13 protein-coding genes are annotated in these 17,525 nt (G+C 71.4%); 8 read left to right on the forward strand and 5 right to left on the reverse strand.

Going from position 1 to position 17,525, the window contains the following annotated elements; genetic code table 11:
- Positions 1 to 62: 62 nt before the first annotated feature.
- Complete coding sequence (locus MTBUT4_RS11665; protein ID WP_254434837.1) at positions 63 to 3,431, reverse strand: UvrD-helicase domain-containing protein; 3,369 nt, start codon at positions 3,429 to 3,431, stop codon at positions 63 to 65.
- Between the two features lie 119 nt (positions 3,432 to 3,550).
- Between MTBUT4_RS11665 and MTBUT4_RS11675 the strand changes: the two genes are divergently transcribed.
- The 3 genes from MTBUT4_RS11675 to MTBUT4_RS11685 are packed head-to-tail and all read left to right on the forward strand — an operon-like array spanning position 3,551 to position 5,456.
- Positions 3,551 to 3,772 (forward strand): AbrB/MazE/SpoVT family DNA-binding domain-containing protein, encoded by a 222-nt coding sequence (locus MTBUT4_RS11675; RefSeq protein ID WP_173979871.1) that lies wholly within the window; start codon positions 3,551 to 3,553, stop codon positions 3,770 to 3,772.
- Positions 3,773 to 3,780: 8 nt separating this feature from the next.
- Complete coding sequence (locus MTBUT4_RS11680; RefSeq protein WP_217424157.1) at positions 3,781 to 4,194, forward strand: putative toxin-antitoxin system toxin component, PIN family; 414 nt, start codon at positions 3,781 to 3,783, stop codon at positions 4,192 to 4,194.
- Between the two features lie 32 nt (positions 4,195 to 4,226).
- The gene (locus MTBUT4_RS11685; RefSeq protein ID WP_173979872.1) at positions 4,227 to 5,456 is read left to right on the forward strand and encodes an anion transporter; all 1,230 of its coding nucleotides are present in this window, start codon (positions 4,227 to 4,229) and stop codon (positions 5,454 to 5,456) included.
- A 6-nt stretch (positions 5,457 to 5,462) separates the two neighbouring features.
- Here the strand turns inward: MTBUT4_RS11685 and MTBUT4_RS11690 are convergent, their stop codons facing one another.
- Positions 5,463 to 6,527 carry a GGDEF domain-containing protein gene (locus tag MTBUT4_RS11690; RefSeq protein ID WP_254434838.1) on the reverse strand — a complete coding sequence of 355 codons (1,065 nt, stop codon included), beginning with the start codon at positions 6,525 to 6,527 and terminating at the stop codon, positions 5,463 to 5,465.
- A 13-nt stretch (positions 6,528 to 6,540) separates the two neighbouring features.
- Positions 6,541 to 7,032: a pentapeptide repeat-containing protein gene (locus MTBUT4_RS11695; protein WP_173979873.1), complete on the reverse strand. Its 492-nt coding sequence runs from the start codon at positions 7,030 to 7,032 to the stop codon at positions 6,541 to 6,543.
- Positions 7,033 to 7,169: 137 nt separating this feature from the next.
- Here MTBUT4_RS11695 and MTBUT4_RS11700 point away from each other — a divergent pair, with 137 nt between their 5' ends.
- Positions 7,170 to 8,060 (forward strand): tetratricopeptide repeat protein, encoded by an 891-nt coding sequence (locus tag MTBUT4_RS11700; protein WP_173979874.1) that lies wholly within the window; start codon positions 7,170 to 7,172, stop codon positions 8,058 to 8,060.
- Between the two features lie 266 nt (positions 8,061 to 8,326).
- The gene (locus MTBUT4_RS11705; protein WP_173979875.1) at positions 8,327 to 10,057 is read left to right on the forward strand and encodes a methyl-accepting chemotaxis protein; all 1,731 of its coding nucleotides are present in this window, start codon (positions 8,327 to 8,329) and stop codon (positions 10,055 to 10,057) included.
- Positions 10,058 to 10,091: 34 nt separating this feature from the next.
- Here the strand turns inward: MTBUT4_RS11705 and MTBUT4_RS11710 are convergent, their stop codons facing one another.
- On the reverse strand, positions 10,092 to 13,658 hold the full coding sequence (locus MTBUT4_RS11710) for a hydantoinase B/oxoprolinase family protein (RefSeq protein WP_173979876.1): 3,567 nt from the start codon (positions 13,656 to 13,658) through the stop codon (positions 10,092 to 10,094).
- 102 nt (positions 13,659 to 13,760) lie between these two features.
- Between MTBUT4_RS11710 and MTBUT4_RS11715 the strand changes: the two genes are divergently transcribed.
- On the forward strand, positions 13,761 to 14,264 hold the full coding sequence (locus MTBUT4_RS11715; protein ID WP_173979877.1) for a prolyl-tRNA synthetase associated domain-containing protein: 504 nt from the start codon (positions 13,761 to 13,763) through the stop codon (positions 14,262 to 14,264).
- Positions 14,265 to 14,354: 90 nt separating this feature from the next.
- Here MTBUT4_RS11715 and MTBUT4_RS11720 read toward each other — a convergent pair whose 3' ends face one another.
- A complete protein-coding gene (locus MTBUT4_RS11720) occupies positions 14,355 to 14,543 on the reverse strand; it encodes a hypothetical protein (RefSeq protein WP_173979878.1) in 189 nt (62 codons plus the stop codon).
- A 162-nt stretch (positions 14,544 to 14,705) separates the two neighbouring features.
- Between MTBUT4_RS11720 and MTBUT4_RS11725 the strand changes: the two genes are divergently transcribed.
- A complete protein-coding gene (locus MTBUT4_RS11725; protein WP_173979879.1) occupies positions 14,706 to 16,472 on the forward strand; it encodes an aminopeptidase P family protein in 1,767 nt (588 codons plus the stop codon).
- A gap of 100 nt (positions 16,473 to 16,572) precedes the next feature.
- A complete protein-coding gene (locus tag MTBUT4_RS11730; RefSeq protein ID WP_173979880.1) occupies positions 16,573 to 17,451 on the forward strand; it encodes a peptidoglycan-binding protein in 879 nt (292 codons plus the stop codon).
- The last annotated feature ends 74 nt before the right edge of the window (positions 17,452 to 17,525 follow it).

The raw sequence follows: 17,525 nt of genomic DNA on the forward strand, positions 1-17,525 counted from the left end.
CGCCTGTGGCGGCTCCTCAGGATGAGGCCCGAATGGGCCACCTTTAGGTGGCGCCTCGCGCCTCAGCCCGGCTCGACGAAGCTGTCCAGCACCTTCCTGGTGCCGGCCTTGTCGAAGGCGATCTCCAGCTTGTCGCCGTCCACCGTGACCACCGTGCCGGGGCCGAATTTCTGGTGGTGCACCCGGTCGCCCGGGGCGTAGTCGCCCGATGTGGAGCGGGCCGCCACCTTCCACGACGACGCCTCGACCACCGGCGGCGGCCGCCGCGACCCGTAGGCGCCGGCCACCCAGGACTCCTCGCCCCAGCGGGCACCGCCGCCGCCACCGCCGGAATAGAGGCCGCGTTCGGCCGAGCGTTCCACATGGGCCTCGGGCAGCTCGTCGAGGAAGCGGCTGGGCAGCGACGCCCGCCACTGGTTGTAGACCCGGCGATTGGCGGCGAAGGTCACCAGCACCCGCTTCCTGGCCCGGGTGAGGCCGACATAGGCCAGCCGGCGCTCCTCCTCCAGCGCCTCGCTCCCCCCTTCGGTCAGGGCGCGGACATGGGGAAACACCTCCTCTTCCCAGCCGGGCAGGAAGACGTTGTCGAATTCCAGCCCCTTGGCGCCGTGCAGGGTCATCACCGAGACCTTGTCGATGTCGGCGCGCTCGTCGTTCTCCATGACCAGGGCGACGTGCTCGAGGAATCCCGGCATGGAGCCGAACCCGGCCAGGGCGCGCACCAGTTCCTTCAGGTTCTCCAGCCGGCCGGGGGCGTCGGGGCTCTTGTCCGCCTGCCACATGGCGCCGTAGCCGGATTCGTCGATGATCAGCTCGCCCAGCTCCACGTGCCCCAGCCCGTCCAACTGGCCGCGCCAGCGCATGACGTCGTCGCAGAAGCGGGCCAGGGCGGCGCGCGGCTTCGGCTTCAGCTCGTCGGTCTCGACCAGCAGGCGGGCCGCCTCGAACAGCGGCAGGCCGCGCCCCCGGGCGACGGCGCGGACCGATAGCAGGGCGGCGTCGCCGAGGCCGCGCTTGGGCAGGTTGACGATGCGCTCGAAGGCGAGGTCGTTGTCGGGCGACACCACCAGCCGGAAATAGGCCATGGCGTCGCGGATCTCCTGGCGCTCGTAGAAGCGCGGGCCGCCGATGACCCGGTAGGGCACGCCGGTGGTGATCAGCCGTTCCTCGAATTCGCGGGTCTGGAAGCCGGCCCGCACCAGGATGGCCATGGTGGCCAGCGACTCGCCGGCGCGCTGCAGCGCCTCGATCTCGTCGACCACCACCCGGGCCTCCTCGGGGCCGTCCCACACTCCCCGCACCCGCACCTTCTCGACCGCGTCGGGGTGATGGTCGAGGCCGGGCCGCAGGGTCTTGCCCAGCCGCCCGGCATTGTGGTCGATGAGGTGGCTGGCGGCGGCCAGGATGTGCGGGGTCGAGCGGTAATTGCTCTCCAGCCGCACCACCTTGGCGCCGGGGAAGTCGCGCTCGAACTTCAGGATGTTGCCAACCTCGGCGCCGCGCCAGGAATAGATGGAATTGTGGGTCACCACACCGTTGGCGACGTAATTGTGAGTGCCGGCCACATCGAGATCGAATACCGGAACAACCGCTTCGAACCGCTCCACCGCCATCACCACGTCATGGGCTCCGTCGGCCAGGGGGACAACCATGCCCGGTACCACCTGACAGGCCGGACGCATGGTGAGCGCCTTGCCCAGGACATTGGCCTTTCGCACCACGGTAAGGTCGAACCGGATGGACAGGCGCAGCCGCAGCGTTTCCAGCATGCCGTAGTCCCGGAACGCCGTCTCGTAGCGCCAGTTCGCGGGATTGCGCTTGTATCGGCGGGTGCCCAGGCCCAGCGCGTCCAGCGCCGCCGCCCCTTCGGCGTCATTTCCGCTGAGGGCGATCCGGTGCATGGGCGTCCTGCCGCGCCGGTCGGCGTTCAGCGTCAGGATCAGATTGCGGCGACGGCCGGGCGCGGATTGCGGAACGTGGTGAGGATGGTCGGGGTCGAGGCCGTATTCCCGCATCAGGTCGGCGACCCGGGCGGTCTCCCTCAGGTCACCGTGCAGACGGTCCAGCCGCGCCTGGTCATGCACCAGCCCGTTCACCGACCCGCCCCGGCGCGCGACGAAAGGCATTGTGGTGATGCCGAAGCGCAGGCTCAGCCGATGTTCCAGCTCGCGGGCATCCTGTTCGGTGGCGAAGGCATGGATCAGCCAGACCGCGTCGGCGCGCTCGTGGAGGCAGCGCTGCTGATAGCCGATCACCCGTCTCTTGCCCGAGGTGTAGACTTGCGACGTTCCCAGCCGATAGCCGTATCCCTGCTTGATCATCAAGTAGGTGAAGTAGGTCTGCGGGCTGTCATCGAGCACGACGTCGGCGAAGTGATTGTGCTCGGCGGTGCTCACCAGCTCTCGTCCCGACAGGGTGCGCACGCGGACCATGGTGCCGCGCTTGCGGCTCCGGTGGGTCCGCACCACGGACGCGGCACGGAAGTTGCCCGATCCGAACGACGAGAGCACCTGGTCGCCGGCGACGACCGCTTCAATAGGCTTGGTCGACCCATCCGCCATGGTGATCGCCGCGCCGCCGGCCAGGCATTGGTCGTCATCGCCGACACAGCAGATGTTCTTGTGGCGGCCGGCCAGCAGGCGCAGCCACAGGTACTGGGCGACGTTGGTGTCCTGGTACTCGTCGACCAGGACGTAGCGGAACTGCGACTGGTACTGCTCCAGAACCGCGGCCTGGGTCAGGAACAGGGTCAGGCAATGCAGCAGCAGATCGCCGAAATCGCAGGCGTTGAGGGCGGCGAGGCGCTGCTGGTAGAGGCCGTAGAGCTCGCTTGCCCGGCCGCCGGCCATGTCGCTGGCCTGCTCGGGTCCCAGCTTGTCGGGGGTCAGGCCGCGGTCCTTCCAGCGCTGGATGGTGGCCATCAGCGCCTGCGCCGGCCAGGTCTTGGTATCGACGTGCTCGGCTTCCATCACCTGCTTCAGCAGCCGCAGCTGGTCGTCGGAATCGAGGATGGTGAAGTTGGATTTCAGCCCCACCGCCTCGGGGTGGCGGCGCAGGATGCGCACGCACAGGGCATGGAAGGTGCCCAGCCACAGCCCCTCGGCGACGTCGCCGACCAGGGCCGCCACCCGCTCGCGCATCTCGCGGGCGGCCCGGTTGGTGAAGGTCACCGCCAGGATCTGCCACGGCTGGGCCCGGCGGGCGGCCAGCAACTGGGCCAGGCGGGCGGTCAGCACCCGGGTCTTGCCGGTGCCGGCCCCCGACAGCACCAGCACCGGGCCTTCGGTGGTGGTCACCGCCTGGTGCTGCTCGGGGTTGAGGCCGACCAGCCAGGGGGCGTCGGCCGGCACCTCGACCGGCCCGGCGGCGGCGCGCGGAGCCGGGCGGAAGGGATCGGGCAGGTCGTCGTCGAGGGCGAAGGGATCGGACATGGCGGCATCATAGCGGCTGTATCCGGGTTTGGAAGGCGGTCCGTTGGCGGGACGGGTACTTGCCAGGCCGGCCCAAGCTCCCTATCCTTTCCTTACTTCCTTGCTTTAGGAAAATCCGGATGTTGGCGAAGCGGACGTCGAAAAACCAGCTGACCCTGCCCAAGGCCGTCGTCGCCGCGGTGGGTGGCGCCGAATATTTCGAGGTGGCGACGGAGAACGGGCGCATCGTCCTGACGCCGGTCCGTCTGGGCCGCGCCGATGCCGTGCGGGAAAAGCTCGAGCAGATGGGCATCGGCGAGCACGACGTGGCCGAGGCGGTGGCCTGGGCGCGGCGGCGCTGAGCCCCCCCTTGCGGCTGGTCATCGACACCAACGTGCTGGTTTCGGCGCTGCTGTTCCGCGGCGGCGCCACCCTTTGGCTGCGCCACGCGTGGCAGTCGGAGCGGGTGCGCCCGCTGGTCAGCCGGGACACCGTCGGCGAATTGCTGGCGGTGCTGACCTACCCGAAATTCGGCCTGGAGGCCATTGAGCGCGAGGACATCCTGGCCGAGTACCTGCCCTGGTGCGAGGTGGTGGCGGTTCCCGTGCCGCCGCCGGCGGTCCCCACCTGCCGCGACCCGTTCGACATGGCCTTCCTTCATCTCGCCGCTGCCGCCGGCGCCGACGCCCTGGTCACCGGCGACCGCGACCTGCACGCGCTGGCACCGCTGCTCGCCTTCCCCGTTCTCACCCCGTCCGAGCTCGGCCGCCGCCTGCAGCCGTGACAGGCGGGCGGGCGGAAGCTACTGTGACGGGCATGGACAGCCTGGTCGTCGTCGTCTTCGTCCTCACCTATGTCGGCATGGCCCTGGGCCGGGTGCCCGGGCTGAAGCTCGACCGCACCGGCATCGCCCTGCTGGCCACCGTCGCCCTGCTCGCCTTCGGCGGCGTCGAGGTCGGCGATGCCGGCGCCGCGGTGGACATGCCGACCCTGCTGCTGCTGTTCGCGCTGATGATCGTGTCGTCGCAGCTGCAATCGGCCGGCGTGTTCCAGGTGGTTGCCATGCGGGTGGCGGCGGCGCCCGGCTCGGCCGACCGGCTGCTGCTGGTCACCGTGCTCGCCGCCGGCTTCGCCAGCGCGGCGCTGGCCAACGACATCGTGGTGTTCGCCATGACCCCGGTGCTGGCCGAGGGGGTGCGCCGCCGCGGCCTCGATCCGCGGCCCTTCCTGCTGGGCCTGGCCGGCGGCGCCAATGCCGGTTCGGCCATGACCATCATCGGCAATCCCCAGAACATCCTGATCGGCCAGGTCGGCGGGCTGGATTTCTGGCATTTCCTGCTCGCCTGCGCGGTGCCCGGCCTGGCCGCCCTGGGTATCGTCTGGCTGACGGTGCGCCGGGTGTGGCGGGCCGAGCTGACCGCCACGCCCGAGCCGGTGCCCGACGCCCCGCCCTTCCGCGCCGAGCCGTGGCAGGCCGGCAAGGGGATCGTCGCCCTGGTCTTCCTGCTCGCTTTGTTCGCCACCGACCTGCCGCGCGAGGTCGGCGCCCTGGCGGTGGCGGCGCTGCTGCTGATGTCGCGCCGGCTGGCCAGCCGCGACATGATCGGCGCGGTGGACTGGCACCTGCTGCTGCTGTTCGCCTGCCTGTTCGTCATCACCGATTCCTTCGCCAATACCGGACTGGCGGCGCGCGGAGTCGAGCTGATGGCCGAGACCGGGCTGCTGCCCGACCGGGTGTCGGTGATGGCGCCGGTGGCGCTGCTGGCCTCCAACACCGTCGGCAACGTGCCGGCCACCATGCTGATCCTGTCGGTCTGGCCGATCGCCGATGCCGGGCCGCTCTACGGGCTGGCGGTGCTGTCGACCCTGGCCGGCAACCTGCTGCTGGTGGGCAGCCTGGCCAACATCATCGTCGCCGAGCGCGCCGCCGCGGCGGGCGTGCCGCTGTCCTTCACCGATTTCGCCCGCGCCGGCGTGCCCATGACCCTGGCCAGCATGGCGGTGGCCATGGCCTGGCTATGGGCGGTGGGCTGGATGGCGTGGTAGGGCCGTCTATTCCTGGAATCCGACGCTGCCGGCGGCGTTGACGTCGTCCTGGCTGAGCACGCGGTTGCGGCCCTGGCGCTTGGCCAGGTAGAGGGCTTCGTCGGCGCGGTGGACGAAGCCGCCCAGCGGCTCGCCGAAATCGTATTCCGCCACCCCGATGGACAAGGTCACCTGGCCCAGCAGCTGGCCGCTGCGGCGGTTCATGATCTTGCGGCTGGCGACCGTGCGGCGGATGGTGTCGGCCACCTGGATGGCATCCTTCAGCCCCGTCTCGGGCAGGACGACGGCGAATTCCTCGCCGCCGTAGCGGGCGGCGGTGTCCTTGCCGCGCACGCAATCCTGGATGGTGCGGGCCACCAGCTTGAGCACCTGGTCGCCGACCATGTGGCCATGGGTGTCGTTGAACTGCTTGAAGAAGTCGATATCGACCATCATCAGCGACAGGAACTTGCGGTCCTCCTGGGCCTCCAACGCCGCCTCGCGCAGGCTGACGTCGAACAGCTTGCGGTTGGCGATGCCGGTCAGCGCGTCGGTGGTGGCCTCGCGCTTGAGCTGGTCCAGATCCTCGCGCAGCCGCGCGATCTCGCCCGAGGAATTCTCCAGCCGCTCCTCGAGCTGGCGGTTGACCTCGACCATCACCCGGGTCTCGTCCAGCACGGTCTTGACCAGGGTGCCCAGGTTGGCGACCGCCGGCCCGCGCGCCAGCTCGCCCGAGAAGCTTTCCAGGGCGGCACCGTAGGTCTCGGCGCCCTGGTTGGCGGTGGACAGGTACTCGATCACCCGCCCCACCGCGTCCTCGATGCGCTGGCCGACGGCGCGCAGCTCGGCCTCCTGCTGGCTGGTGCCGAAGAAGCGCTCGAACAGGTCGGCCGACACCATGTCGTTGAACTTCTGGCCCGAGCGCAGGATGCCGTTGATGGCCTTGGTCAGCTCGGGGTCGCGGTCGGCGACATAGGCGTACCAGACCACGAAATTGTTGGGATGGGCGGGAACGCCGTGGCGGTCCATCATGCCCAGCGCGGCCCGGGCGCAGTGGGAGGCGACGTCGATGGGATCGCTGAACTTGATCATCGCCGTAGGCTCCTCAATTGCATTGCCCGGTCGACCCCTCGGAACACACCCGCTGGCCGTCGATCCAGCGGGCGCCCGAAAGGTCGGCGTTCAGGAAATCTGCGGCCTGCACCCGCGCGCCGGTCAGGTCGGCGCCGCGAAGCGAGGCGCGGAAGAATCTGGTCCGCCGCAGGTCGGCCTGGCGCAGGGTGGCGCCGGTCAGGTCGGCCTTGGTGAAGTCTGCCTCGGCAAGGACCGCGCCGTCCAGTGTCGCTCCGGCCATGGTGGCGCTGACGAAGCGGGCGCGGTAGGCATCGGCGTCGGTGAGATTGGCGCCGGACAGGTCGGCGCGCTGGAAGCTGGTCTCGCGCAGGCGGGCCCCCGAAAGGTCCTGGCCGGCCAGGTCGCGTTCGTCCATGTAGCAGCGCTGCCAATCCACCTTGGGCGCCGCCGACATGGTGCAGTCGGCGGCGGCGGCCGCGGCGGGCGCGATCAGCAGGCAGAGAATCAGGGCACCGGTACGCATGTCCCTAGGTTTAATCGCCGAAGACCGGGAGGCAAAGAGATATTTCCTCTCCGCCGCCCTGCCCAGGCGACGGGTTTACGCTGGACCCTCGCAGGCTTACCTTAAGGACCGAGGCATACCTGGACGAGGCGACCACCATGGGCAAGACCGGTGCCGACATCACCCTGGAAGAGGCCGAGCGGCTGTGGCTCGGCGGCGAGGCGCAGCAGGCCCGCGAGGCGTTCCGCCGGGCCCGCCTGCTCTACCACGAGAACGGCGATACCGGGGGCGAGGCGGCGGCGCTGACCCAGCTGGGTGATTTCGAGGTCGAGCACGGCCACCTGGCGGCGGCCCGCGACGCCTATGGCGACGCCCGGGCGCTGTTCGCGCGCGAAGGCGACCAGCGCGACCAGGCCGGCATCCTGGTGCGCCTGGGCGAACTGTCCCATCGCGACGGCAAGAACGCCGACGCCATGCAGCTCTACGCCTCGGCGCGCGAACTCTACGACAGCGCCTCGGACCATTCCGGCCTCGCCCACGTGGCCAAGCGCATCGGCCATATGGAACGCGAGGCCGGGCGCCAGGACCTGGCGCTGGACCGCTACAACGAGGCTCTGTCCCTGTACGGACGGGCCGGCGACACCCTGGGCCAGGCCAATGCCTGCAAGGCGCTGGCCGCCCTGCACCGCCAGCTCGGCCATGCCGACAAGGCCCACCAGTGCTATGAGCGGGCGCTGACCCTTTACCGCGAGGCCGGCGACGCCCTGGGCGAGGCCAATGCCAGCCGCGGCCTCGGGCATCTTTTGCTGCACATCGGCGACCGCGCCGGGGCACGGGTCGCGCTGGACCGCGCCAAGCACCTGTTCGCCGCCGCCGGCCAGCTGAAGGGCGAGGCCGACGCCTTGATGGATCTCGGCCACCTGATCGCCCCCGACGATGCGGTCAAGGCGCGGGCCTGCTTCAAGCACGCCGCCGATCTGTTCACCCGGCTGGGCGACGAGGCCCGCCATTCGGAGGCCGCCGCCGCCATGGAGGGGATGGGCGGCTAGGGTCCTGCCCCCGAAATTCGTATAGCGGATTTCGGGGATAAGCAGGCCACTACAGTGTTGAATTGTGTGGTGATTCTGAAATTCGCATAAGGCTGCGAATTTCAGAATCACCACACTAGCGCCCGGCGCCCACTCCCCACCCCTCCCCACCCCATCCACATGGTTGATTGCCCTGCGGCGCCGTGCCTGCCTATGGTTTCGACGCGACCGTATGCAATGCGCCCAGGGCGCTGGCCGGGGGTCGTGCGGGAGGGGAACCGACGGGAATGAAGATCCGCACACAGATCATTGCCGGGCTCGGGCTGGGCATGGCGCTTTTCGCCTGCACCGGCCTGATGACCGCGTGGGGCGTCGAGGGCGAGCGCCGGCTGCTCGCCGACATGCGGGTCCAGACCCGGGCGGTGGTCGATCATGCGGTGGAGCTGTCGGCCCAGGCCAAGGAGATGCAGCTGGACGTGGTCCAGGTGCAGCAGTTCCTGTCCGACGTCTCGGCCACCCGCGCCCTCGACGGCCTCGACGACGGCTTCGTCCGCGCCGCCGAGTTCGGCCGCCGCTTCGACCAGCATCGCGCCGCCGCCCGCGCCCATGCCGAAGCCCTCGGCCTAGCCGAGGTGACGGCGGCGCTGGACAAGGCCGGCCGGGAATTCCCCGGGTTCTACGACGGCGGCCGCGTCATGGCCCAGGCCTACGTGGCGGAAGGTCCGAAGGTCGGCAACGCCATGATGGAGGATTTCGACGCCCGGGCGTCAGCCATGGGCGAGGCCATGGAAGCGGTGGTCGCCAGCGTGCACGAGGCCACCGACGCCCGCCTGGACGCCGCCATCGCCGCCGTCGATCGCGCCGACCGGGGCAACGCCGTGCTGCTGCGCACCATCTGGATCGTGCTGGTCGCCGTCCTGGTGGCGGGGGCCGCCACCGGCGGCTTCGCCCTGTGGTCCATGAACCGGCTGTTCGCCGCCCTCAACGGCGACGTGGCCAAGGTGCTGGACCGCCGCCTGGACGACCCGCTCGCCCTGGACCAGAACCGCCGCGACGAGTTCGGCCCGGTGGCCCGCGCGCTGCACGCCTTCGTCGCCAATGCCCGTGAGATGCAGGCCATGCAGGCCGAGCGCGCCCGCCAGGAGGCCGAGGCCGAGGCCAAGCGCCGGGCGGCGCTGCTGGCCATGGCCGACGGCTTCGAACGGTCGGTGGGCGAGGTGGTCGCCACCGTGGTGTCGTCGGTGACCCAGTTGCAGGCGGCGGCCGGGCAGATGGACGCCACCGCCCGCCAGTCCAGCGACCACGCCGTCACCGTCTCCAACGCGGCGCAGGCGGCCAATACCAACGTATCCATGGTGGCTGCCTCGACCGAGCAGATGACCGCCTCCATCTCCGAGATCGCCGAGCAGGTGGAACGCTCGCGCGCCGTCGCCCAGCAGGCCGACGAGCACGCCGCGGGCACCACCGGGCTGATGCGGACCCTGTCGGACAGCGTCGGCCGCATCGGCGAGGTGATCGATCTCATCAACGGCATCGCCGCCCAGACCAACCTGCTGGCTCTCAACGCCACCATCGAGGCGGCCCGGGCCGGCGAGCTGGGCAAGGGCTTCGCGGTGGTGGCGCACGAGGTGAAAAGCCTGGCCACCCAGACGGCGCGCGCCACCGAGGAAATTTCGTCCCAGATCGGTGCCGTGCAGGAGGACACCCGCCGGGTGGTCGATGCCATCGGCCGCATCGCCGCGGTGATCGCCGAGATGAACGAGATCAGCGGCAACGTCGCCGCCGCCATCACCCAGCAATCGGCGGCCAGCGGCGAGATCGCCCGTTCCATCGACGAGGCGTCGGCGGGAACCCGCACGGTCTCGGACAGCATCGCCGTTGTCGAACAGGCGGCCGGCGATACCGGCGCCGCCGCCGGCCAGATCAGCGGCCTGGCCGCCGGCCTGTCGGCCAAGGCCGAGGAGCTGACCCAGGGCGTTCAGGCCTTCCTGCGGCAGGTGCGTCAGGACGCGGCGTAGCCTCGCCCTCGCCCGCAAGCGGGCGAGGGGGATATCACAGCCCGTAGCCGCCGCCGCCCGGGGTCTCGATCACCAGCACGTCGCCCGGTTCGACCGCGATGCGGGCGGTGCCGGGCAGCTCCTCGACGCTGCCGTCGGCGCGCTCGACCGCGTTGCGGCCGGGACGGGCGTCGCCGCCGCCCTTCAGGCCGAACGGCGCCACCCGGCGGCGGTTGGACAGGATGGCGGCGGTCATCGGCTCGAGGAATTTCAGCCGGCGCACCACGCCGTCGCCGCCGTGGTGGCGTCCCGCCCCGCCCGAGCCGGTGCGGATGGAAAAGCCGTCCACCAGCACCGGGAATCGCCATTCCAGCACTTCGACATCGGTCAGGCGGGAATTGGTCATGTGGGTGTGCACCGCCGAGGCGCCGTCGAAATCCGGTCCCGCCCCGGCGCCGCCGCAGATGGTCTCGTAGTATTGGTGGCGGTGGTCGCCGAAGGTCAGGTTGTTCATGGTGCCCTGGCCCGCCGCCATCACCCCCAGCGCCCCCATCAGGCAGTCGACGATGGCCTGGCTGGTTTCGACGTTGCCGGCCACCACCGCCGCCGGCGGCAGCGGTGCCAGCATGCTTCCCGCGGGGATGCGGATGTCCAGGGGCGCCAGGCAGCCCTCGTTCAGCGGAATGGCATCATCGACGATGGTGCGGAAGACGTACAGCACCGCCGCCCGGCAGATGGCGGCGGGGGCGTTGGCGTTTCCGGGGCGCTGCGGACTGGTGCCGGCGAAGTCGATGACCGCCGAGCGGGCGGCGCGGTCGATGCGCACGGCCACCCGGATCACCGCGCCGTCATCCATTTCGACCGCGAAGTCGCCGTCTTCGAGGCGGGCCAGGACGCGCCGCACCGATTCCTCGGCGTTGCGCTGGACGTGCCCCATATAGGCGGCGACCGTTCCGGCCCCGTAGCGTTCGGCCAGGGCGATCAGGTCGCGGGCGCCGGTTTCGTTGGCCGCCAACTGCGCTTGCAGGTCGGCGAGGTTCTGGGCCGGATTGCGGGCCGGATGCGGCCCCGATGCCAGCACCGCCCGCAGCTCGGCCTCGCGCAGATGCCCGTCCTCGACCAGCACCATGGGCTCGATCAGCACGCCCTCGTCGGCGATGGTGGTGGAATCGGGCGGCATGGAGCCCGGGGTCAGGCCGCCGATATCGGCGTGGTGCCCGCGCGAGGCGACGTAGAAGCCGACCCGGCCTTCGATGAAGACCGGGCTGACCACGGTGACGTCGGGCAGGTGGGTGCCGCCGGCATAGGGAGAGTTCAGGACGAAGGCCTGGCCGGGGCGCAGGGAGGAGCCGAAGCGGCCGATCACCGTGCGCACGCTGTCGCCCATGGAGCCCAGATGCACCGGGATGTGCGGCGCGTTGGCCACCAGCCCGCCGCCGGCATCGAACACCGCGCACGAGAAATCCAGCCGCTCCTTGATGTTGACCGAATGGGCGGTATTGGCCAGCACCTGTCCCATCTGTTCGGCGGCGCTCATGAACAGGGCGTTGAACACCTCCAGCAGCACCGGATCGCAATCGGTGCCGGCGGCGACCCGGGCGGGGCGGGGCTCCGCCCGGTCGAGCACCAGGTGCAGCAGCGGCGTGACGGTGGCGCGCCAGCCCGGTTCGACGATGGTGGTGGCGGTGTCCTCGACGATCATCGCCGGCCCGGCCACGACGTCGTCGGGCTGCAGCACGGCGCGGGCGAAGACCGGCGCCTCGCGCCACGCCCCATCGGCATACAGGCGGGTGGCGCCCAGCGGAATCGGCGGTCCGGCGCGGGTGCGGCGGCACACCGGCTCCTCGGCCGGCTCGCCGCCGCCGGTGGCCTCCACCGAGACCGCCTCGACCACCAGCGGCCGGTCGTCCATGACGAAGCCGAAACGGGTGCGATGGGCGTCGGCGAAGGCCGCCTCCAGCCCCTCGCGGTCGGCCAAATCCAGCTCCAGCGCGGTGTCCGAGCCCTTGTACCGGACCAGCGCCCGGCGCCGGCAGCGCATGTCGGCGCGCTCCACCCCCTGGCGTTCCAGCTCGCAGCGGGCCGCCGCCTCGAGGTCGGCGACGGCGCGGTTGATGGCGGCCATGGCCGATTCGTCCAGGTCCAGCTCCAGCGCGCGCTCCTTCAGCACCGACAGGTCGGCCAGGCCCATGCCGTAGGCCGACAGCACCCCGGCCAGGGGATGCACCAGCACGGTCGCCATCCCCAGCGCGTCGGCCACCCGGCAGGCGTGCTGGCCGCCGGCACCGCCGAAGCAGACCAGGGCACAGCGGCCGGTATCGTGGCCGCGGGCGACGCTGACCTGCTTGATGGCGTTGGCCATGTTCAGCACGGCGATGGCCAGGCAGCCTTCCGCCACCGCCTCCGGGGGGCGCCCGGCCCGGGCCGCCAGCGCTTCGAACCCGGCTTGCGCCGCCTCGGTGTCGAGGGGGCGGTCGCCGTCCGGTCCGAACACCGCCGGGAAGTGGTCGGGATGCAGCCGTCCCAGCAGCAGATTGGCGTCGGTGACGGTGAGCGGCCCGCCGCGGCGATAGCAGGCCGGGCCGGGATCGGCGCCGGCGGAGTGGGGGCCGACCCGGAAGCGGGCGCCGTCGAATCCGATGATCGAGCCGCCGCCCGCCGCCACCGTGTGGATGCGCATCATCGGCGCCCGCAGGCGCACTCCCGCCACCACGCTGTCGAGGGTGCGCTCGAACTCGCCGGCGCAATGCCAGACGTCGGTGGAGGTGCCGCCCATGTCGAAGCCGACCACCTGCTCGTAGCCGGCCAGGGCGGCGGTGCGGACCCCGCCGACCACCCCGCCCGCCGGCCCCGACAGCACCGCGTCGCGGCCCTGGAAGCGCCGCGCGTCGGCCAGCCCGCCCGAGCTTTGCATGAACAGCAGCCGGCCGCCCTCCAGCTCGGCGGCGACGCGGTCGACATAGCGCCGCAGGCCGGGCGACAGATAGGCGTCGGCCACCGTGGTGTCGCCGCGCCCCACCGCCTTCATCAGCGGGCTGGCCTCGTGGCTCAGGGTGATCTGGGTGAAGCCGACCTCGCGGGCCAGTCGGCCCAGCGCCCGCTCGTGCTCGGGGAAGCGGTAGCCGTGCAGCAGCACCACCGCTACCGCGCGGATGCCGGCATCAAAGGCGTCGATCAGCGCCGCGGCGGCGGCGGCGAGGTCGAGGGGACGGATCACCTCGCCCCGGGGGCCCATGCGCTCGGGGATCTCGGCGACCCGCTCGTACAGCATGTCGGGCAGGCGGATGGCGCGGGCGAACAGATCGGGGCGGTTCTGGGTGCCGATGCGCAGCAGGTCGCCAAAGCCCGCCGTCACCGCCAGCAGGGTGCGGTCGCCCTTGCGCTCCAGCAGCGCGTTGGTGGCCACCGTGGTGCCCATCTTGACCGCCGCCACCGCGTCCGGCGGGATCGGCGCGCCCTCGGGCAGCTCCAGCAGCCGGCGGATGCCGGCCAAGGCGGCGTCGGCGTAGCGTTCGCGGGCCTCGGACAGCAGCTTGCGGGTCACCAGCCGCCCGTCGGGGCGACGGGCGACGATGTCGGTGAAGGTGCCGCCGCGGTCGATCCAGAACTGCCAGCCGGCCATGCCCGCCCTCCGGGGTCAGGGCAACATGCTAGCCCACCTTGGCACCGCGCGGAAGCGTCACGGGCGATTGCCTCCGTCCGTCCGGCGGTGTACAGCCAGGCCATGACCACATCCGCCAACTCCGCCACCCCCGACGACCTGTTCGCCTATCTTGAAACGCTGGGCATCGCCGTCACCACCCACCACCACCCGCCGGCCTTCACCGTCGAGGAGGGCAACCGGGTGTGGGGCGCCATTCCCGGCATCCACTGCAAGAACCTGTTCCTCAAGGATGCCAAGGCCCGTCTGTGGCTGGTGGTGGCCCCGGCCGAGCGGCCGGTGGACCTGAAGACCCTGCCCGCCCGCATCGGCTCGGCGCGGCTGTCCTTCGGCTCGGCGACGCTGCTGCAGGAGGTCTTGGGGGTGAGTCCCGGCTCGGTGACGCCGTTCGCGCTGCTCAACGACACCGCCCACCGGGTCACGCCGGTGCTGGATGCCGCCCTGATGGCGGCGGAGCTGGTCAACTTCCACCCGTTGCGCAACGACATGACCACCACCATCGCCGCCGCCGATTTCCGCCGCTTCCTCGACGCCACCGGCCACCGCCCCGAGGTGGTGGGGCTGTAGAAAGAAAAGGCCCCCGGAGGGGGGCCTGGAAGGTGGGCGGCCGGTGCCACCCCGTATGGCTTTTCTTTCGTGCGCCGGCCGCCGGGCAGCCTAGGTCAGCCCCCAGGCGCGCCACAGACTGCGGTTGAAGTTCCAGCCCATGGTGACGACGGCCACCGGCGAGGCCAGGGCAAGGTTGGACAGCGCCATGCTCACCCCGTTGGCATAGGCGTCGAGGGCAAGCTGGGCCGGGCTGGGCGAACCGGTCCGCGGCTCGATGGTGAAGCGGGCGAAAATCATGGCGATCCTTTCGCCGTTGCGGTAGTGCCATCTTCCGCCGATCCGCCCTCCGGTCAATCCGACCGCACGGCCACCCCCGACCGGCCGGCCCGGTCTATTTCCTTGGTCCCGCCGGCTGCCCTTCGCCTTGCCCCGGGGCGGGGCGGCGCTTAAGTTCCTGGGATGGACGGCAACATCCCCCTCGATCTGGTGCGGGCCGAGCTGGCCCGCCGCGGCCTCACCGGTTTCGTCGTGCCCCGCGCCGACGAGCACCAGGGCGAATACGTCGCGCCCTCGGCGCAACGCCTGGCGTGGCTGACCGGCTTCACCGGCTCGGCCGGGCTGGCGGTGGTGCTGGCGGCGCGCGCCGCCATCTTCGTCGACGGCCGCTACACCCTGCAGGTCCGCCACGAGGTGGATTGCCATCGCTTCGAGCCGGTGCACATGGTGGAGACCCCGCCGGCCCGCTGGCTGGGCGAGGTGCTGACGGCCGGCGACGTGCTCGGCTTCGATCCCTGGCTGCACACCGCCGACCAGGTCGATGCCCTGGCCGCCGCCTGCGAGCGGGCAGGGGCGCGGCTGGAACGCTGCGCCGGCAACCCGATCGATGCGGTGTGGCGCGACCGCCCGCCGCCGCCGGCCGAGCCGGTGGTGCCGCACCCTCTCGCCCATGCCGGGCGCAGCGCCGCCGAGAAGCTGGCCGACCTGGCCGAGGCGCTGCGGGCCGAGAAGGTGGATGCGGTGGTGCTGACCGACCCCGCCTCGGTGGCGTGGCTGCTCAACCTGCGCGGCACCGACGTGCCCCATGTGCCGGTGGCGCTGGCCTTCGCCGTGGTCGATGGTGACGGCGGCGTCGCCCTGTTCCTCGAGCCGGAGCGGCTGGTCCCCGGCGCCCTCGACGGTGCCGTCGAGGTCCTTCCGCCGAGCGATTTCGTGCGCCACCTCGATCGCCTGGCCGGCAAGCGGGTGCGGGTGGATTCGGCCATGGCGCCGCAGGCGGTGCTCGACCGCCTGGCCGCCGCCGGAGCGCGCATCGACCGCGGCAGCGACCCCACGGCGCTGCCGCGCGCCTGCAAGAACCCGGTGGAGCTGGCCGGGGCGCGCGCCGCCCACCGCCGCGACGGCGCCGCCTTGGCCCGCTTCCTGGCCTGGCTGGACGGCCGCGACGGCATCGACGAGATGGCGGCGGCCGACCGGCTGGAGGCCTTCCGCGCCGAGGGCGATCTCTTCCGCGGCCTGTCCTTCCCGACCATCGCCGGCTCCGGCCCCAACGGCGCCATCGTCCACTACCGCTCGAGCCCGGCCAGCAACCGGGTGCCGCGGCCGGGCGAGCTGTTCCTGCTGGATTCCGGGGCGCAATACCTGGACGGCACCACCGACGTCACCCGCACCATCGCCGTGGGTGAGCCGGGGCCCGAGGAACGCCACCGCTTCACCCTGGTGCTGAAGGGCCACATCGCCATCGCCCGCGCCGTCTTCCCCGCCGGCACCACCGGGTCGCAGCTGGACGTGCTGGCGCGGCGCGCCCTGTGGCAGGCCGGGCTGGATTACGACCACGGCACCGGCCACGGCGTCGGCAGCCATCTCTCGGTGCACGAGGGGCCGCAGCGGATTTCGAAATCCGGGGTGGCGGCGGTGGCGCTGAAGCCCGGCATGGTGCTGTCCAACGAACCCGGCTACTACAAGCCGGGCGCCTACGGCATCCGCATCGAGAACCTGGTGGCGGTGACCGAAGCGCCGCCGCCGCCCGGGGCCGAGCGTCCGCTGCTGGGCTTCGAGACCCTGACCCTGGCCCCCATCGACCGCCGCCTGGTCGAGCCGTCGCTGCTGGACCCCGACGAGCGGGCCTGGCTGGATGCCTACCATGCCCGCGTGCGGACCGAGATCGGCCCGCTGGTGGACGGGGAAACCCGCGCCTGGCTGGAAACCGCCACCGCTCCCGTCGGCTGAATTTCCATTCCTCCGGCGTAAACCTTTCAGTCCCGCGAACGTCCAGGGTGCGCGCGCGTTCGCCATGTTGGATGCATCCCCCCCTTTGAAGGAGGACGACATGGTGAAGACGAGGCTTCTGCCCGTCGTGGCCGGCGCGGCGATGGCACTGTCGCTGGGCGCCTGCCAATGGATGGGCGACATGGCCGGCGGCAAGAGCGGCAGCGGCGGTTCGGCGGCGGCGGATACCTCGGCGGCGGGATCGTCCGCGTCGGGCTCGTCGGGGCAGTCGGCCGGCATGCAGTCGAGCGCCACCCAGGCGGTCTCGCCCGAGATGGTGCGCGACGTCCAGCGTACGCTCAGCCAGAAGGGCTACCACGCCGGGCCGGTGGACGGCATCTACGGCGACAGCACCGCGGCGGCGGTGCGCAACTTCCAGCGCGACCAGCGGCTGGGCGGTTCGGGGCAGCTCGATTCCCAGACGCTGGCGGCCATGGGGCTGGCCGGCACCTCCCCGTCGCAGCAGGGGCAGGGCTATACCCCGACCGGCCGGCGCGGCGCCATGCTGTCGGACCAGCCCTCCATGATGTCGGGCCAGCCCGGCATGCGCCGTCAGGCCGCCGCGACGTCCGAGGTCCGTGAGGCGCAGCAGAACCTGGCGTCCATGGGCTACGACGTCGGCCCCGTCGACGGCGTGATGGGACCCAGCACCCGCCAGGCGGTGCGCCAGTTCCAGCGCGACCAGAACCTGCCCGCCAGCGGCCGGCTGGACCAGCAGACCATGGCGGCCATGGAGGACCAGAGGGGCACCCAGACCGGCGAACTGCCCGAGGAGCCAGCCTCGTCCCAGCCGCTGGCACCGCAGCAAAGCGATATCCCGCGGACCGGATCGCAAGCCCCGGGTGGCGAGACGGAGTCCGAGCGGTCCGGCAACCTGCAGAACCCCGGCGATATCGACGACCAGCGCCGTGAACGGGTGCCCCAGCCCGGCATGCAGTGAACTTCGAGGGTGAACCGGGGTGAGGGCGCGCCCTCACCCCCATGGGCTTTAAGCTAGGTCAATCCGTATCCGTA

Source organism: Magnetospirillum sp. UT-4, assembly GCF_902729435.1.
In the GTDB taxonomy this organism is placed as follows: domain Bacteria; phylum Pseudomonadota; class Alphaproteobacteria; order Rhodospirillales; family Magnetospirillaceae; genus Magnetospirillum.

Bases quoted from the DNA above. Each gene is read 5' to 3' on its own strand.
- MTBUT4_RS11695 (WP_173979873.1), bottom strand. From the start codon at position 7,032: ATGCGTACCGGTGCCCTGATTCTCTGCCTGCTGATCGCGCCCGCCGCG.
- MTBUT4_RS11705 (WP_173979875.1), top strand. From the start codon at position 8,327: ATGAAGATCCGCACACAGATCATTGCCGGGCTCGGGCTGGGCATGGCG.
- MTBUT4_RS11715 (WP_173979877.1), top strand. From the start codon at position 13,761: ATGACCACATCCGCCAACTCCGCCACCCCCGACGACCTGTTCGCCTAT.
- MTBUT4_RS11690 (WP_254434838.1), bottom strand. From the start codon at position 6,527: ATGATCAAGTTCAGCGATCCCATCGACGTCGCCTCCCACTGCGCCCGG.
- MTBUT4_RS11700 (WP_173979874.1), top strand. From the start codon at position 7,170: ATGGGCAAGACCGGTGCCGACATCACCCTGGAAGAGGCCGAGCGGCTG.
- MTBUT4_RS11665 (WP_254434837.1), bottom strand. From the start codon at position 3,431: ATGTCCGATCCCTTCGCCCTCGACGACGACCTGCCCGATCCCTTCCGC.
- MTBUT4_RS11675 (WP_173979871.1), top strand. From the start codon at position 3,551: ATGTTGGCGAAGCGGACGTCGAAAAACCAGCTGACCCTGCCCAAGGCC.
- MTBUT4_RS11720 (WP_173979878.1), bottom strand. From the start codon at position 14,543: ATGATTTTCGCCCGCTTCACCATCGAGCCGCGGACCGGTTCGCCCAGC.
- MTBUT4_RS11730 (WP_173979880.1), top strand. From the start codon at position 16,573: ATGGTGAAGACGAGGCTTCTGCCCGTCGTGGCCGGCGCGGCGATGGCA.
- MTBUT4_RS11710 (WP_173979876.1), bottom strand. From the start codon at position 13,658: ATGGCCGGCTGGCAGTTCTGGATCGACCGCGGCGGCACCTTCACCGAC.
- MTBUT4_RS11725 (WP_173979879.1), top strand. From the start codon at position 14,706: ATGGACGGCAACATCCCCCTCGATCTGGTGCGGGCCGAGCTGGCCCGC.
- MTBUT4_RS11685 (WP_173979872.1), top strand. From the start codon at position 4,227: ATGGACAGCCTGGTCGTCGTCGTCTTCGTCCTCACCTATGTCGGCATG.